Here is a 13,644-nt window from a genome sequence, read left to right on the forward strand (position 1 = left end):
ATGACCTCCATGGCTGATACGCTCCCGACTTCTCTCAACGCAGGTCTCGCACATATCCGCGCTACGGCGACCGACATCTTGGCGAACAAGTCCGTTCTTGTTCGCAGTCTTGAGGACTTCCACGTCAGCACGCGCCACGACAAGCTGCTGACTCTGGAAATCGAAAAGCTGTTGGCTACCATTCTCAGCGAAAAAGCTGAGGAAGGCTACGCGCTGGCTGTTGTCGGAAAATCCGGCGCCGGTAAAACCCACGCCATCAATCACGTGCTCGACAAACATCCCGCCTTCAAGCCCTTCATGGTCGGCGTGAACGAGTTGCAGATCTGCATGCGTGTCCGCACGCCCCCCGTCTGCAGCACCAAGTCCCTCGGCGTCGCCATCCTGCAGCACGTGGGATACCCGCTCTCGCGCTCCAAGATGAACGAGATCGAGATCTGGCGCTTGGTCCGCGAACAGCTCAAGCGTCGCGAAATCCGCATCATCTACCTTGATGAAGCTCAGCACGTGCTCAAGGCCAAGAAAAGCGTGACGGAGGTCACGGATACGATCAAGTCGCTGATGCAGGATCCCACGTGGCCGATCTGGATCATCATGAGCGGCATCCCTAAAATGCTTGAGGTCATCGAGGGCGATGGCGACCATCAGCTCGAGCGCCGATCGCGTGTCATCCGTATCGGCGACCTCACGGAGGAGGACTTCAAAACAATCATCGCCATCGTGAAGGCAATCGCAGCTCGGGTCTCCTTCACGATCGGCTTTCCGCTGAATACGGAGTTCGTTAGTCGGATGATTCACGGCGGCATGTCGCTTCAGGGAATGGTCATCCAGTTGATCAAGCTTTCCGTTGAAGCGGCGATCTGGGACCCTAAGGAAGCCGAAACCCGTACGGTGCGGTTCGACCACTTTGTCGAAGGCTATCGCCGCCTGTGTGACTGCGGCGACGACACCAACGTATTCCTCCGGAAGGATTGGCGGGACATCGTCCGCGAGGTTAGCGACGATGGGAAGCTGACCACCGAACTCGTGGGCAGCTGAGCCTCGACGTTTTCTTCCCGGCGACGTCGTTCGCCGGGAAGTTTCCCTCCAAAGTCAATTAAATCAAGGACTGCGTTTATGGCCGGGATTCTGCAAGTTCCGCTCTTCTCCGAGGAAACACTTCCGAGTTGGGTTGCAAGGCTTGCGCGGGCGAACGGAAAACTTAGCTCGTTTTCGTTCTGCGGTGATGTCGGAGTGGACTTCTCCGGCATGTTGCTAGGTCGACCTGCGGAAGTCGAAATGCTGGCGTCCCTAACAGGGCGCGCAAGCTGCGAGCTGACCTCCCATGCATTGGTGTTTGGAGCTGGGCACCAAGTTCAAATTGCGAACGAGACGGTCTCGAAGAAGTTCATGCGCAAGAACCAGCTTGCGTTCTGTCCCAAGTGCTTTGCAGACGATGATGCTGGTAACCCAGGGGCAATCGATACTCGTCGTTACTGGCGCAAGTCATGGCTCATGAGCGACGCAAAAGTTTGCGTCGTGCATGGATGCCAGCTCGAAGGTCTCCCGCCGCATAGTCGACTTCATGATCTATGCCAGGTGCTCGATCGAAATAGCATTGCGGTTGCCGGTTACATCAGCGCGCCGGTCCACGCAGAACCATCATTAGTGGATAAGTTCATCGTCGAACGCCTGGCAGGCAATGTCTCTCACGGGCCTCTTCTGGACGGGATTCCACTCGGCGCGGCCATCCATACGGCGCGGCTCTTGGGCGTGGCGTTGTCTCATGGCTCAGAACAGGCCGTGACACAGCTGTCCAAAGAAGAGGTCGCCTTATCGACAGACAAAGGAATGTGTGTGTTGCAGTCTGGAGCGTCAGGCGTACGTGCTGCGCTAGACAGTATTGTGAATCCGCGTGCAACCGCGATCTACTTTGCCTACGGCAGGCTCGCTAATATGCTGCTTCGTAGTACAGGAGACGAGTATCAGCCGATCAAGGAAATTTTCATCCAACACGCGAGCGGCCGGTTCATGTTGAGAGGCGAAAGGCTTTCCGCCGAAAACAAGACATGGACGTCTGCGACGGCTTTGGCGAGAGTCACCGGTTCTAGTAAAGACAGGGTTAGGAGACGGCTTTATGAAACCGGGATCACTACCTCTATGAACTCTGAAACCGTCCCGATGGATGCGGTGTTCGATCTGCTCAGCGAAGATGATGAGCACGTGAAGGCGAAAACTGCATGTGAAATTGTCGGCTGCGACAAGGAGATGTTTGATAGCCTGGTGGAGGCCGGCCTTATCGAGCGTGCTTACGAGGCCGCGCGTATGCCAAACGGAAAAAGGAGATTTCAAGCAAATTTCCGCCGGCGCGACCTCGTTGACTTTCGCCAATCCGTGGAGGTGCGAGCGCAATCCGGTGTCACCGACTCGATGATTACTCTTCGCTTGGCAGCCCGCCGAAGTGGGAAATCTAAAGCAGCGATCATCGCCGGCATCCTGTCGGGCGAGTATAAGATCGTCGGACTCAGCGGAAAGGCGCTTATGGCTGACAACGTCATGCTCGACTTTAGCGAACTCGATCCGCCAGGAGATTTCGTAACGGCGCTACAGGCTGCAACGCTACTGAATGTACGATCCGATACGCTCGCAAAGCTTCTTGTGCACGGTGTGATCCCGTATCGTGAAGTTAGTGGGCTCAACCAGCGTTTCAAACGCAAGATGGTTGATCGAAAGGATATTGCGGACTTTGTCGATAGGTACGTCTCTATCGCTCAGCTTGTTGCGGAAACCGGACTTGATCGCAATCTGATCAATGCACGAATGAGGTCGCGCGGCGTACGCCCGGTTTTCCCTCCAGCAGAATTCAAGACAGCTTTCATTGAACGAAATAAGGTGCCGAGGTTGCTTGAGACGATGACTGTGATGTGATGGATGCCTCACGGCATATGAGTTGCAAACAGCTACACGGGCCAGTCAATTTCTCCATTTGCCACTTGTTCCAGCAGTTCAAGCGCCTCGTCTACCGGAAGGTCGTGTGTGACTTTGGCGTTTCTCAGTCTTGCTGCGAACTCCGTAGCGGCAAGCGCCTCCATCCGCTCGTCCGCTTCGTCAAGGGCATCCAAACTTTCAGACGCAAAAATGGAATGCCCGCTTTCCAATCGTTCGAGCATTTCTAACGCCTCGTGCACCGGAACACCGTGGCTCAATTCGGCAGCCGCCGCCTCTGCTGCAGCGTGAGCCGCGAAAAGCGCCTCCATCCTGCGATCCTGCGCTTCGAAGCGAGGACGGAATAGTTCCTGAATAGCTCTGATGTTCTCGGGGAGGTCTGACTGGGTGCCGGCGCTGCCAGAGCGATCGAGCTCAATCCCAAGCGGGTGCGGCTCGTTATCAACCTCATTTTTACCCGCCAAAGAGTTTTTGATCATACTTCGTCTCCTTCAAGAACCTCTTAGACCAGAGTGTATGAGGGAAGCGTTGGCACATGAGGTAAACAGCCGATAAATCCTCTGAGGGAGTATCTCGTTCTCTGCCGTAAGCAAATGACGTACGATAACTCGGATAGCCTCCCTCTGCTTGTTGTCGGTCGTACGACAACATGGCCGCAGATGATCCTGCTTGCTCGGCTCCACCATATGGGTACTTGTGTTCGAGCGCACATCAAACGGCCCTAGTGGAAGCCGAGCGACGCCGAGCTTGGAGCTGCAGCCTCCAACGACCCAACTGCCGAGATTGCCTTCCCCACAAGGAATTCGATCTCAAAGCGCCGAGCACTCTCAACGATCGCCACGTCGCCCCACAGGCCAAGGATTGCCATCCCGTCGTCTACCGAGAGCTCAGCATCCACCCATCCCGACGCAATGCAGGCATCCTCCAAGGCCGCGCTGGCCGCTGCCTGAAGGCGATCTGTTACGACAGTTAGGAAATAGCCAGACCGCCCTTCGAAATCTCGCCTGCATAGATAGAGGCCGTCGATGAAAACATCTTTCTTATTTGACAGCCACGCCCCCTGCTGCCGGCCAAAATGAAGGTACATGTTGTCATCGAGCCCGAGCTGTCCCACGGGGATATCGTCTGGGCCAGCCGAAACACCCGCTATCGCATTTATGTCGACGAGTGTGCCGCCCCCACTGCTCCAGGTTTTGAATACTTCGGTGATATTTCCCTGCCGCCTTGCAAGGTCGCTATCGCGATGGGCCGGAGTGACCCAAGTGCGGTTGGCGAAGCGTTCGGGGTGGGTAAGGTGGTTCATGCTGTTGTCTCCATCTGCGTTGGACCAACAGTTCATGCTATAGTCGCAAGAGACAACCGCGCGATGTATGACCACCATTCGGTGTCTCTCGCATTCAAACCAATGGATAAGCTCTCGACGCTTCGGATAATCGTGCGGCCCGAGAAGGCGAAGGCCGAGCTGAGAAGCTGGGCGGCGAATTGGAAACAGCGGCCAGCTAATTTCGCGATCGCCATCACCTCAGACAATCTCTTTAAGTCGACCAGCATTTACTTTACGCGATCAGCCGAGATGGCAACCCCTTCGATCACAGTCCTCGCCTATCGAGGAATGTGATCTCATGCGCTCCCTCTTCTCCGCGCACAGCTATCGAACTAGCCACATGGAGTTCCCCGGGAGATGAGCACCGGTCCGTTTCAAAGACACTGAGGCATTATTTTCCCCGTATTGGCGCCTCAAATTCTCCTTTATGTACAGCCACTTAATCTATTGGGGCAAATCCGGCTGGCTCTCGGGACCTTTCGAGGTGACGCGTTGGTACCGGAAACCCGAATAATTGGGGCTTTTTTTGTGCTCCCCTACAGTTCTGGAAGAGACGACAGCAAGCGGATCGGCGACCTGACCTAGCGGCCGGCGATCCAGACAGAGAAACCCATTTCGACACGGAGGATGTTCAATGGACTATCGCAAGCTTGGACCAAGCGGGACAATCGTCGCGCCATACTGCCTGGGAACGATGACATTCGGCGCGGAAGCCGATGAGGCTACCTCGCACAAGATACTCGACGACTATTTCAAATGGGGCGGCAATTTCATCGACACCGCCGATGTCTATAGCGCAGGCGTTTCAGAAGAGATCATCGGCCGCTGGCTGAAAGCACGACCCACCGAGGCCCGCCAGGCAGTGATTGCCACGAAGGGACGTTTCCCGATGGGAAGCGGACCGAATGACATCGGACTGTCGCGGCGGCATTTGAACGTCGCGCTCGACGACTCGCTTCGACGTCTCGGCGTCGAGCACATCGATCTCTACCAGATGCATGCATGGGACGCCCTGACACCTATCGAGGAGACGCTGCGTTTCCTTGATGATGCCGTCTCCAGCGGCAAGATCGGCTATTACGGCTTCTCCAATTACGTCGGGTGGCATATCGCCAAGGCGGCCGAAATCGCCAAGGCACGCGGCTATACCCGGCCAGTAACGCTGCAGCCGCAATACAGCCTTCTCGTGCGCGATATCGAACTCGAGATCGTGCCAGCTTGCCAGGACGCAGGCATGGGCCTGTTGCCTTGGTCACCTCTCGGCGGCGGCTGGCTGACCGGCAAATATCGTCGTGACCATATGCCGACGGGTGCGACCCGGCTCGGGGAAAATCCGAAGCGTGGCATGGAATCCTACGACCAGCGCAACGCGCAGGAGCGGACCTGGGACATCATCGGCGCGGTGGAGGACATCGCGAAGTCCAAGGGTTGCAGCATGGCGCAGGTGGCACTTGCCTGGACCGCTGCGCGGCCGGCCGTGACGTCGGTCATTCTCGGTGCCCGCACGACGGAGCAACTGGCGGACAACCTCGGTGCGGCCAAGATCAGCCTCTCAGACGAGGAGATGAGCCGCCTCACCGAGATCAGCGCGCCGCACCCCTTCGATTATCCCTACGGGGTCGGCGGCACGAACCAGCGCCACCGCAAGCTCGAAGGCGGACGGTAAATCATCAGGCAGCGGCGGCGCATACCGCCGCTGCCTTGTTCCTTCAGATACGGATGCCCGTCGCGTCGTCGAAGAGATGCAGCTGTGCCGGATCGATGGTCACGCCGATCGTCTCACCGCCACGGGCGGTGCTGCGGCCGGTCTCGACGATCGTCAGTTCCGGCGTCGTCGCCGCCGTGATGAAGGTGGCTGAGCCAGTGGATTCAACAACATCGACAGGGATGTCGAACGTACCCTGTCCTGTCGTGGTGATACCGATATGCTCCGGACGAATACCGACGGTCACCTTGCGGCCAGGCTGCAGTTGGCGATTGCTAGGCAGCGTGTGCTTGACCGTCCCGAGATCGATCGCGAGCCCGCTTCCGTCCGCCTGCACGACACCAGGAATGAAATTCATCGCCGGCGAGCCGATGAAGCCGGCCACAAACTTGTTGGCCGGCGTGTCATAAAGTTCGAGCGGCTTGCCCTGCTGCTCGATGACACCCTCGCGCATGACGACGACGTGGTCGGCCATGGTCATCGCCTCGATCTGGTCGTGAGTGACGTAGACCGAGGTCGCGCCGAGCCGATCGTGCAGCGCGCGGATTTCCTTGCGCATGTGAACGCGCAGCGCCGCATCGAGGTTCGACAACGGCTCGTCGAACAGGAACGCCTTGGGGTGACGGATGATGGCGCGGCTCATCGCTACGCGCTGGCGCTGGCCGCCGGAGAGTTCGCGCGGATAGCGCTTAAGCAGGTTGGACAGGCCGGTCGTTGCCGCGACATCGGCCGCTGCCTTCTTGGCCTCGGCCTTGGCAACGCCGCGGATACGCAGGCTATAGGTCAGGTTTTCCTCGACCGTCATATGCGGATAAAGCGCGTAGGACTGGAACACCATGGCGACGTCGCGCTTGCGCGGCGGCACGTTGTTCATCAGCTCGCCGGCGATCTTCAGATCGCCTTCGGAGATGCTTTCCAGGCCTGCAAGCGAGCGCAGCAAGGTGGACTTGCCACAGCCCGAGGGGCCGACGAGCGCCACGAAGCTGCCCTTGGCGATCTCAAGGTTGATGTTCTTCAGCGCATGGAAGGCACCGTAATGCTTGTTGACGCCGCTGAGCTCGATCTGATTGGTCATTTGAGGGCTCCAGAGGTGAGGCCGGATACGATGCGGCGCTGCAAGAGAACGAAGATGGCGAGAACGGGCGTCACATACATCGTGGCATAGGCCATGATGTTGTTCCACTCGCTGGTGTTCGGCCCCATGAAGGAGTTGAGACCGACGCTGGCGGGCTGAAGCTCTGCTTCCTGGATCATCGACTTCGAATAGACGAACTCTCCGAAGGCCTGCATGAAGATCAGGATCGCGCTGACGAGAATGCCGTTGCGGGCAAGCGGCAGCACGATGTTGAAGAAGGCGCCGAAGCGGGAGTTGCCATCGACCAGCGCTGCTTCCTCGAGCTCCATCGGCACGGCCATGAAGGTGGCGCGCACCAGGACCACGAAGAACGGCATGCTTTTCGCGGCGATCGCCAGGATGACGGCAAAGCGCGGATAGTCGAGCAGGCCGAACTGCGAGAAGCCCACGAAGATCGGCGTGATCATCAGCGATGCCGGCAGGACCTGCAGCATGAGGATGAGGAACAGGCCGATATCCACCCACATGTTGCGGTAGCGCGCCAGCACATAGGCGCAGCCGACGCCGAGCACGGTGATCAACGCCACGGAACCGAAGGCGATGACGACGGAGTTCCAGAGATAGCGCCCCATGTTCCGGCTTTCCCACACATAGGCGTAGGTTCCCCATTGCGGCGAGGACGGCCAGAAGCTGGGCGGATTGGCGAACATTTCGGAGCCGCTCTTCAGAGCCGTGATGTACATCCAGTAGAGCGGGAAGAGATAGATTGCCGCCAGAACGATCGCGATGAAGAGCATCAGGCGGTTGCGGTTGGTATCGCTCATCCGCGCACCTCATGTTTTGTCGACCGGACATAGACGATCGAGGCGAACATCACGAAGACGATCATGATGACGGAGATCGTGGCGCCCTTGCCGAAGTCGTATTGCCGGAAGGACAGGTCCCAGGCCCAGTATTGCGTGACGTTGGACGAATTGTTCGGCCCGCCATCGGTGATGGCCGCGAACAGGTCGAACTGCTGCAGCGTGAAGATCAGGCCGAGCGAGACGATGGCGCCGATGGTCGAGCGCATCATCGGAAGCGTGATCGTCCAGAAGCGCTGCCAGGCATTGGCACCGTCGAGTTCGGCCGCCTCATAGAGGTCGCCGGGAATGGAAGAGAGGCCGACGGAGAGCAGGATCATGTTGAAGGACGTGCCGAGCCAGATATTGGCAATGACGACAGCCCAGAGCGAGAAATTGGGGTCCGAGCGCCAGAAGATGTTGGAGCTGATCAACCCGCTTTCGCGCAGGATGAAATTCAAGACGCCGAAATCGCCCGACAGCACCCAGTTCCAGATCGCGCCGACGACTAGGCCGGGCATGACCCAGGAAACTAGGAACAGGCCGCGCAGCCAGGAGGCGCCGGGAAAGTTCACCCAGAAGAACAGCGCCAAGCCGAAGCCGATCAGGAACTGGCCGGCGATCGAGCCGACGACGAACAGCACGGTGTTGTAGATGATCGGCAGCGTTTCGGGCTGTTTGAACAGATCGACATAATTCTTGAAACCGACGAAGGGGCGCACGAAGGTCCCGAGGCTGAACATGTCGACCTCCTGGAAACTCATGACGATGTTGTAGACGAGCGGCAGGCCCGCGAGCACGAACAGGAAGATGAGCGGCAGGGTGACAAGCGTGATGTCGAACCCGCGGCCATCGGTGATGCTGGAAAATAGCCTCTTCATGGATACCCCTTAAGCTCCGAACGGGGCTGCCTGGCGCTTGCGCGGAAGACAGCCCCTGCCGGGAGGAAACGGTGGGATGGCGAGAACGCCATTGGGGTCGGACAGGCGAAGCGCGTCGCGCACGCTCCGCTTGCCCTGATATGTCACTCTTCGACGGCCTTGATCTTCTCGGCGGCCTGATCAAGCGCATCCTTCGGCGACATCTGGCCGGTCAAAGCGGCCTGGATGGCATCCTGGATTGCCTTGGAGATCTTCGGCCATTCCGGCGACGGACCGCGCGGCTGGGCATATTTCAGCTGCTCGACGAAGGTCTTCAGCGCATCGTCCTTCAGCTTGTTGCCTGTCGGCGGGATGGCGATGTCGGAGCGAGCCGGCAGCTGGCCGAACTTCTGGTACATCGTGTCGTCCTTCGAGGCGAAGAACTCGAGGGCCTTGAAGGCTTCCGCCGGATGCTTGGAACTGGAGAAGATCGCCCAGTTGTAGTCGCCCATGGCCGAAGACCGCGTCGCGCCTTCCTGCGGGATCGGCAGCAGCGCCGTGCCCCAGTCGAACTTCGCGTCCGTCAGCATGCGGTCGATTTCCCACGGACCGGAGATGGCCATGGCGGCATTGCCGGCGTTGAAGGTGGCGGTCGAATCCCACTGGCTGCGGGTCAGCGTATCGGGAGAAGCAAGCTTCTCATCCATGATCTGCTTCCAGACCGTCAGAGCCTTCACCGCACCATCGGCGTTGATCGTCTTGTAGGTCGCGCCGCCCATCTGGGCCCATGGCAGGAACTGGAAGGTGCCTTCTTCGTTCGCCTTGGCCGAGAAGGTCAGGCCGTAGACGTTCTTCGACGGATCGGTGAGCTTCTTGGCGTCCGCGACGAGCTCGTCCCAAGTCTGCGGCGGCTTTTCCGGATCGAGGCCGGCGGCCTTGAACATGTCCTTGTTATAGTAGAGCGCGATCGTGTTGGTCGCCTTCGGTACACCGTAAAGCTTGCCGTCCCAGGTGGCGGACTTCAGCGGTCCGGGGAAGTAGTTCTCGGGCTTGATGACGGTCGACTTGGCGATCATGTCGGTGAGGTCGAGAAACGCCTTGCGGTCGGCGAACATCGCGTGGTTCGGGTTGTCGATGGCGATGATATCGGGCGCCTTGCCGGTCGAAAACGCGCGCATCGATTCGCTGACGACATCGTCGAACTGGATCTGGCGGTATTCGATCTTGATGCCGTTGTTCTGATCGTTGAATTCCTTGATCAGGTTCGGCGCCGGCTGGATGTCGCGGTCGAGCGACCAGAGGGTCAGGGTGACGTCTTCGGCCTTGGCGGCTAGGCCGAAGAGCGACACGCCCGCCAGCGCAAGCGCGCCGATCATTGCAAATTTACGGATAGCCATGGTTCTCCTCCTTTGTGGTTATCCTAGATCGTAGGCCGGCAATTCCTCCTTGCCGGCCGCGATATCATCAAACCGGATCGACGACGAAGTCGCCGCCCCGGGCATGCTTCAAATGGTTCAGCGCATGAACCTGACCGGTCATCTCGAGCGCGTCGCGATAGACCGGATCGTGCCAACCTTCAATGTCGATGGATCCCGACCAGCCAGCGAGGCGCAGTTCCGAAATGATGTCCGTCCAGTTGCTGTCGCCAAAGCCCGGCGTGCGCATGAACACGAACTTCTCCTTACCGAAGATGCCATGCTCCTTGATGACATCCCAGCGGATCGTTGCATCCTTACCGTGAACGTGGAAAATTTTCGACGCCCACTTGCGGATCTGCGGCAGCGGCTCGATCAGATAGACCATCTGATGGCACGGCTCCCATTCGATGCCGATGTTGTCGTCAGGCGTCTCGTTGAAGATCAGTTCCCAGGCATCGGGATTGTGCGCGATGTTCCAATCGCCCGTCTGCCAGTTGCCGTCCATCGCGCAGTTTTCGAAGGCGATCTTAACGCCCTTGTCGGCGGCGCGCTTGGCAAGCTCGCTCCAGATTTCCTTGTAGCGCGGCAGGCTGTCGGTCAACACCTTGCCACGGATACGGCCGGTAAAGCCGGCGACGCAGGTGGCGCCGAAGTGATGCGCGTTGTCGATGCAATCCTTCCAGCCCTGGAGCGTGTCGAGATCGATATCCGTCGTTTCAAGCGGATTGCCGAACATGCCGAGCGTCGAGATGGTGATGTCACGGTCGCCGATGGCATCGACGCAGCGCTTTCCGAGTTCGGCAAGGTTCTGGCCATTGGTCGTCTGCCAGAAGAAGGGTTCGAAGCTTTCGAAGCCCATATCGGCGATCTGGCCGATCCGCTTGTCGGCGCCGCCCTTCGACGCGCTGACCATGGTTCCGATGCGAATGGACTTGGCGGGGTTGCTCACAATCTCAATCCTTATGCTGAAATTTCGATACGCTTGCCGGTCTTGGCGCTTTCGATCGCGCCGAAGACCATGGCGAGGCTTCTGATGTTGTCGGAACTTGCTGTTTCCGGGCGCTTGCCCGTCTTGATCGCCTCGACGAAGCTCGTAATCACGCTGGCGTGGCCATGCGTCTCTTCGTCATGTTCAGGCGCTGGAACCTCGACCGGCGTGAAGCCGTGCAGCAGACCGGGCTCGCTTCCAGCGGTCGCGGCCTTGAAGCCCTCTTCACCATCCCAGGTCAGCATGCCCTTGGAGCCGACGAGGCGCCATTGGCTTTCCCAGCTCGTGCGCTCGCCTTCGGCGCACCAGGATCCGCGATAGGTGAAGACGACATCATCGGCGAATTCGAAAGTCGCGTTGGCGGAAGCGCCGTGCTGATACCAGGTGCCCTTGGGATTACGCTCGACGCAGTAGACGGCCAGCGGCTTCTTGTCAGCAACGAAGCGCGCGGCGTCGAAAGTGTGGATCGCCATGTCGAGCAGCAGCACGTTCTGCATCTCTTCGCGGAAGCCGCCGAAATGCGGCGCCAGGAAGAAATCGCAATGGATGCCGGTGATATCGCCGATGGCACCGCTTTCGACAAAGCGACGCATGCGGCGCACGCCCGAGATGAAGCGGCGGTTCTGAATGATAGCGTGGATCTTGCCGGTCTCGGCGGCGAGATCGATGAGGGCAGCCCCTTCGGCAAGCGAGGTTGCCATCGGCTTTTCGCTCAGCACATGGCAGCCGGCTTTCAGCGCCGTCGACACCACGTTGAAGCGTGCGGTCGGGATGACCACGTCGAAGACGATATCGGCTTTTGATTTCGCGATGACGTCGGCGAGATCCGTGCCGATCACGGCACCACTCAAACCAAACTCCTCGGCGAGCTTTTCAGCTGCCGCAGGATTGACGTCGACGAGGCCCTTGACCTCGATCTCGGCTGCGAGAGCCGGGGTTTCCTTGATGGCGCGCAACCAGCCCTTGGACATGGCTCCGCAACCGCACAGAACGGCATTCAATGTCACGATTTCCTCCCGTGGACAGTTTCCGGCTTTCCTCCCGAAACTTGTCCCGTAAACGTTTACGATACTAAGCGGAAACGTTTCTCGCTGTCAATCCCACGTGATCAGACAAAAAATGCTGCGGAAAACATCTGCAAATGCGGGGCCTTAACCTCGGCTGCGCCGCAGCGCAGCACGAAAAAATTTCGCACCGTTTTGCGCCTTCGTTCCGGCTGGAACGTAGGTGGCCGGATCAGATTTCGATTCCTCGATTAGCGGATCAGGATCGCGCGGAAGTCGTTGACATTGGTTCCCGTCGGGCCGGTCTCGAACAGGTCGCCAATCGCAGCAAAGCCGCTGTAGCTGTCGTTGCCGTCGAGCAGGCGGCGCGGATCGAGACCGGCGGCGCGCAATCGGTCGACCGTCTTCCCATCAACGAAGGCGCCGGCGTTGTCCTCCGAGCCATCGATGCCATCGGTATCGGCAGCCAGCACATGCATGTCGTGACCCTGGATCGCCAGCGCCATGGCGAGCGCGAATTCGCCGTTACGCCCGCCCTTGCCGCCCTTGCCTCGGAGCGTCACCGTCGTCTCGCCGCCAGAGAGGATAATGACCGGCTTTTGGAACGGCCGGTCTTTGGCAAGCACTTCGCGGGCGATCGCCGCATGCACCGAAGCGACATCGCGGGATTCGCCCTCGATGGAATCCGACAGAATGGCGGCTTCTACCCCGTGCGACCTGGCAAGCGCTGCCGCGGCCTCTAGCGAGACGCCGGCCGAGGCGATCACATGATGTTCGTGGCGGCCGAAAACCGGATCATCCGGGCTCGGCGCATCGGCGGCTGGCGTGGCAAGGAAATCGAGCGCGGCCTGCGGCAGCGGCATCTTGTACTGCGCGATGATCTCGAGCGCATCGTGCCGCGTCGAGCGATCCGGAACGGTAGGACCGGAAGCAACATAAGCAGGATTATCGCCGGGGATATCCGACACGACCATGCTGACGACGCGCGCCTTGGTAGCCGCAGCCAGCCTGCCGCCCTTGATCGTGGAGAGATGCTTGCGCACGACGTTCATCGCGGAAATCGGCGCGCCCGAGGCGAGCAGGATCTCGTTCATGGCAATCTCGTCTTCCAGCGTCAGCCCCTCCGGCGGCGCCGGCAGCAGGGCGGACCCTCCCCCGCAGATCAGGGCGATGACGAGATCATCCTCGCCAAGCCCGCTCACGGCGTCCATCAGCCGCTTCGAAGCCACGAGACCGGCGCGATCAGGCACGGGATGCGAGGCTTCAAGGATCTCGATGTTTCTGGTTTCGCAGCCATAGCCATAGCGCGTCACCACGACGCCCTCGAGCGGCCCATCCCAGACGCTCTCGAGCGCCTGTGCCATCTGTGCCGCACCCTTGCCGGCGCCGATCACCACCGTTCGGCCCTTCGGCTTGGTCGGAAGATGAGCGGTGATGCCCGTCAGCGGGTCGGCAGCTTTGACGGCGGCGGAGAAGAGATCTTTTAGGAAATCGCGCGGTTGCATG

Annotated in this window: 12 protein-coding genes; 3 read left to right on the forward strand and 9 right to left on the reverse strand. The window is 59.3% G+C overall.

The genetic code is table 11. The features are described 5' to 3' along the window. The first annotated feature begins 9 nt into the window (after positions 1-9). Both D460_RS0100265 and D460_RS0100270 read left to right on the forward strand, forming a co-directional pair. Positions 10-1,035 carry an ATP-binding protein gene (locus D460_RS0100265; protein WP_018896473.1) on the forward strand — a complete coding sequence of 342 codons (1,026 nt, stop codon included), beginning with the start codon at positions 10-12 and terminating at the stop codon, positions 1,033-1,035. Between the two features lie 78 nt (positions 1,036-1,113). Continuing rightward, complete coding sequence (locus D460_RS0100270; RefSeq protein ID WP_018896474.1) at positions 1,114-2,904, forward strand: TniQ family protein; 1,791 nt, start codon at positions 1,114-1,116, stop codon at positions 2,902-2,904. 32 nt (positions 2,905-2,936) lie between these two features. Here the strand turns inward: D460_RS0100270 and D460_RS0100275 are convergent, their stop codons facing one another. Continuing rightward, a complete protein-coding gene (locus tag D460_RS0100275) occupies positions 2,937-3,401 on the reverse strand; it encodes a hypothetical protein (protein ID WP_018896475.1) in 465 nt (154 codons plus the stop codon). 242 nt (positions 3,402-3,643) lie between these two features. After that, complete coding sequence (locus tag D460_RS0100280) at positions 3,644-4,225, reverse strand: hypothetical protein (RefSeq protein WP_018896476.1); 582 nt, start codon at positions 4,223-4,225, stop codon at positions 3,644-3,646. A 655-nt stretch (positions 4,226-4,880) separates the two neighbouring features. Here D460_RS0100280 and D460_RS0100290 point away from each other — a divergent pair. Continuing rightward, positions 4,881-5,912, forward strand: coding sequence for an aldo/keto reductase (locus tag D460_RS0100290; RefSeq protein WP_018896478.1), 1,032 nt, complete (start codon positions 4,881-4,883; stop codon positions 5,910-5,912). A gap of 43 nt (positions 5,913-5,955) precedes the next feature. On the opposite strand, the gene D460_RS0100295 is transcribed toward D460_RS0100290, so the two are convergent. The 7 genes from D460_RS0100295 to D460_RS0100325 form a co-directional block, all read right to left on the reverse strand. Further along, positions 5,956-7,026: an ABC transporter ATP-binding protein gene (locus D460_RS0100295; protein ID WP_018896479.1), complete on the reverse strand. Its 1,071-nt coding sequence runs from the start codon at positions 7,024-7,026 to the stop codon at positions 5,956-5,958. Then, positions 7,023-7,850, reverse strand: coding sequence for a carbohydrate ABC transporter permease (locus D460_RS0100300; protein WP_018896480.1), 828 nt, complete (start codon positions 7,848-7,850; stop codon positions 7,023-7,025). Before D460_RS0100300 ends, D460_RS0100295 begins: the two co-directional genes overlap by 4 nt. Further along, complete coding sequence (locus tag D460_RS0100305) at positions 7,847-8,749, reverse strand: sugar ABC transporter permease (RefSeq protein ID WP_018896481.1); 903 nt, start codon at positions 8,747-8,749, stop codon at positions 7,847-7,849. The genes D460_RS0100300 and D460_RS0100305 overlap by 4 nt, the downstream gene beginning before the upstream one ends. Positions 8,750-8,892: 143 nt before the next feature. Next, positions 8,893-10,125 (reverse strand): sugar ABC transporter substrate-binding protein, encoded by a 1,233-nt coding sequence (locus D460_RS0100310; protein WP_026282630.1) that lies wholly within the window; start codon positions 10,123-10,125, stop codon positions 8,893-8,895. A gap of 67 nt (positions 10,126-10,192) precedes the next feature. After that, positions 10,193-11,095 (reverse strand): sugar phosphate isomerase/epimerase, encoded by a 903-nt coding sequence (locus D460_RS0100315; protein ID WP_018896483.1) that lies wholly within the window; start codon positions 11,093-11,095, stop codon positions 10,193-10,195. Between the two features lie 11 nt (positions 11,096-11,106). Then, complete coding sequence (locus tag D460_RS0100320; protein ID WP_026282631.1) at positions 11,107-12,141, reverse strand: Gfo/Idh/MocA family oxidoreductase; 1,035 nt, start codon at positions 12,139-12,141, stop codon at positions 11,107-11,109. 248 nt (positions 12,142-12,389) lie between these two features. Beyond that, positions 12,390-13,643, reverse strand: coding sequence for a glycerate kinase (locus D460_RS0100325; protein WP_037110719.1), 1,254 nt, complete (start codon positions 13,641-13,643; stop codon positions 12,390-12,392). Position 13,644: the final 1 nt, after the last annotated feature.

Origin of the sequence: Rhizobium sp. 2MFCol3.1 (assembly GCF_000377565.1) — a bacterium.
Classification (GTDB): domain Bacteria; phylum Pseudomonadota; class Alphaproteobacteria; order Rhizobiales; family Rhizobiaceae; genus Rhizobium.

Bases quoted from the DNA above. Each gene is read 5' to 3' on its own strand.
- D460_RS0100265 (WP_018896473.1), top strand. From the start codon at position 10: ATGGCTGATACGCTCCCGACTTCTCTCAACGCAGGTCTCGCACATATC.
- D460_RS0100270 (WP_018896474.1), top strand. From the start codon at position 1,114: ATGGCCGGGATTCTGCAAGTTCCGCTCTTCTCCGAGGAAACACTTCCG.
- D460_RS0100275 (WP_018896475.1), bottom strand. From the start codon at position 3,401: ATGATCAAAAACTCTTTGGCGGGTAAAAATGAGGTTGATAACGAGCCG.
- D460_RS0100280 (WP_018896476.1), bottom strand. From the start codon at position 4,225: ATGAACCACCTTACCCACCCCGAACGCTTCGCCAACCGCACTTGGGTC.
- D460_RS0100290 (WP_018896478.1), top strand. From the start codon at position 4,881: ATGGACTATCGCAAGCTTGGACCAAGCGGGACAATCGTCGCGCCATAC.
- D460_RS0100295 (WP_018896479.1), bottom strand. From the start codon at position 7,026: ATGACCAATCAGATCGAGCTCAGCGGCGTCAACAAGCATTACGGTGCC.
- D460_RS0100300 (WP_018896480.1), bottom strand. From the start codon at position 7,850: ATGAGCGATACCAACCGCAACCGCCTGATGCTCTTCATCGCGATCGTT.
- D460_RS0100305 (WP_018896481.1), bottom strand. From the start codon at position 8,749: ATGAAGAGGCTATTTTCCAGCATCACCGATGGCCGCGGGTTCGACATC.
- D460_RS0100310 (WP_026282630.1), bottom strand. From the start codon at position 10,125: ATGGCTATCCGTAAATTTGCAATGATCGGCGCGCTTGCGCTGGCGGGC.
- D460_RS0100325 (WP_037110719.1), bottom strand. From the start codon at position 13,643: ATGCAACCGCGCGATTTCCTAAAAGATCTCTTCTCCGCCGCCGTCAAA.